Source organism: Streptomyces chattanoogensis (assembly GCF_001294335.1).
In the GTDB taxonomy this organism is placed as follows: Bacteria; Actinomycetota; Actinomycetes; order Streptomycetales; family Streptomycetaceae; genus Streptomyces; species Streptomyces chattanoogensis.
In genome coordinates, this window is the sequence record NZ_LGKG01000005.1 from 1 (window position 1) to 2541 (window position 2541).

Annotated in this window: 3 protein-coding genes; 1 reads left to right on the forward strand and 2 read right to left on the reverse strand. The window is 68.4% G+C overall.

Features of this window, described 5'->3' with window-relative positions:
- A partial coding sequence (locus ADL29_RS04120) for a condensation domain-containing protein (RefSeq protein ID WP_157878382.1) occupies positions 1–1470 on the reverse strand: 1470 nt, incomplete at its 3' end.
- 7 nt (positions 1471–1477) lie between these two features.
- Positions 1478–1765 (reverse strand): hypothetical protein, encoded by a 288-nt coding sequence (locus ADL29_RS04125; protein ID WP_053922403.1) that lies wholly within the window; start codon positions 1763–1765, stop codon positions 1478–1480.
- 494 nt (positions 1766–2259) lie between these two features.
- Here ADL29_RS04125 and ADL29_RS44415 point away from each other — a divergent pair.
- The coding region (locus tag ADL29_RS44415; RefSeq protein WP_211274246.1) for a hypothetical protein at positions 2260–2541 on the forward strand (282 nt) is incomplete at its 3' end.

Genomic DNA, 2541 nt, shown 5'->3' on the forward strand with positions numbered 1-2541 from the left:
CGCCAGCCGGTCCGACCGCGCCCCCACCTCCCGATACGACAGCCCGTCCACCGCCACCGCATCCGGCTGCAACCCCACCCACACCCCAAACCGCCCGGGGATACCTCCGGAGCCCCTGGAGACCGGCAGGGCGGGGGCATCGGCCGCCGACAGCCGCCGCATGTCGGCGGCCGGCACGGTGTTCACGTCGGAGAGTGAGACGGTGGGGTCGTCCGCGAAGCAGGCAATCACCCACTCCAGCTGACGGCAGAACCGTTCGGCGGCGGACTCCGTCACCACCTCGCGCTGGAAGCGCAGTACGCCGTGGTGGCTCCCGTCCGGGCACTGCCGCAGATACAGAGCCAGTGGGAACTGCGCCGCCCCCAGATCGATGTCATCCCGCGGAGTGCAGCGCGCCGAGGAGGTGGTCACCTCAGGCGCAGGTGAGCTGGGTACGACCACGAGCCGTGGCGCCCCGGCCGCGGACTCCGGCAGCACCGTGGAGAGCGGCAGGTCCGCGTCCCGGTAGGCCTGCATGCTGCGGTCATGCACCCGCCGCAGGTGCTCGGCGACCGTGGACGCCCCGTCCAGGTCCACCGGGATGAGCACCGTGCTGTTGAAGTAGCCGATGGTGGCCGCGTGCCTCGGCAAGCGGCGGGAGACCGTGGCGCCCAGCACGGGACGTGGCACGCGCGCGTTGCGGCCTAATACGAGCCCGGCCGCCGCGAGAGCGAACGCATAAGGGGTGACCTGGAGTTCGGCGCAGTGCCGGCGCACCTCGCTCCAGACCCCTGCAGGTACCCTCAGCTCGGCCGTGCCGCCACCCGAGCCTGCCGCCTCGGAGGTGTCGTCGGCCCAGTCGAGGGACGGTGCGAGGTCGGACCTCCCCAGCTCTGCGCGGATCGCCGACGCCCGGTCGAGGCGGGCGGGCAACACGGTGCGGGTCCGCTCCGCCCACTCCGCGTAGGTTTCCCGCGGGGTGTGCTCCTCACCGGCCACCAGGCGGCGGATCAGCACCGAGAAGGACTGCTCGTCCACCACGAGATGGTGCGCCGCCACGATCAGATCGGCGACCTCGTCCGAGTAGCGCAGCAGCACGGCCCGTATCAGGGGGCCGCGCATCGGATCCAGGGGCCGCAGACACTCGTTGCGTACGCGTCGGCGGGCCCGGTCTCCGTCGGGTGCGACCGGCACCGTCACGACGTGCAGCTCGGGGGCGATGTCCGCGGGCTCGAAGTACCAGCCGTTGTCTCCCTCGACCACCCTCGACGCGAGCATGGGGTGGTCCGCCAGGAGCTGCACGAAGCGCCGCCGCAGCGCTCTCCCGTCGAGACTGCCGGTGACGCGGTAGATGACGGCGGCATGGTAGGCGGCCGAGTGATCAGCCGCCTGGTCCGCGATGTAGAGGTCGGCCTGATGGGCCGTCAGCTCATGGCGGGGCAGGGCGCCGCCGGAGGGCGCGGGCACCTGTGCCGCGGGGTGGAGGGCCATCGGGCGATCAGTGCTCGTTGGCCGCGGTCATGACCAGCCGGTGGACGGTGTCCGCTCCGTCCGCCTCCAGCAGGTCGAAGTAGTCCACCTCACGGCCGGTGGCTTCGAACAGCGTGCCGGCGAGCACGACCGCCTGGAAGGAGTCGCCACCGTTGGCGAGGAAGCTCAGCTCCGGGTCGCCGCCGCCTTCGAAGGCCTCGGCCCAGATGCGGAATATCTCTTGGCGCATGGCCTCGCCGGCCACGTTCTCCCGGTCGAATCCTGTGGGATTCCCGGCGTTTTCCGAACCGGACATCACAATTCCTCCATTGGCGACCTGGCTGCACCTGAACAGGTACAGCTCCCCCGAGACAGGACCCAAGGCCTGAATATTCAAGGACTGACAGCCGGGAAGCGGAAACAGCAGTCCCGGCACTATCAACTGGACGAGGATTGAACGCACACAAGGAAGGCCGGGCCTTCGCTAAAACACTGGCCGGGAATTGCCGACCACGCTGTTGCCAAACTCGATCTTGACATGCGGGTACCCCGTCGTCAACAGTCAATTTTTCAACCTCCGGCCCCGCGTCCAGCCTTCCGGACGGTTTGTTTTGGGACCCAACCCACGCCACCTGGTGGGGAGTTGGATCCGATGCCGACGCCGGGTGAGCCGCAGCAGGCCGAGCTGCGACCGTGCCGGCCAGCCGCCCAGGCGAATATTCGAAGAATTCATCCGAGGCGTCACGAAAGTGCCACGACCACGACTCTCTCGCCTTTCCAAACTCCATCAGATGTGAATCTTGACAGCCCTTGAAAACCCTGCATAGCCTCTTGATCGCCCACGCCTCCAAAGCGATTACCGAATCGACAGCCATGATGGGTGAGGTAATGCAGAGCGAAGCTTCATCCAGTTTTCCGGGCTCGACGAACGCTCACGAACGCCTCTGGGAGAGAGGCCGGGGAGCGGCACTCGAGCCTTCGGATCTCCCACTTCCCGGGCGGTTTGGGGTGTGGGTGGGGTTGCAGCCGGATGCGGTGGCGGTGGACGGGCTGTCGTATCGGGAGGTGGGGGCGCGGTCGGACCGGCTGGCG

Coding starts and splice junctions, on each gene's coding strand:
- ADL29_RS04125 (WP_053922403.1), bottom strand. CDS start 1,765: ATGTCCGGTTCGGAAAACGCCGGGAATCCCACAGGATTCGACCGGGAG.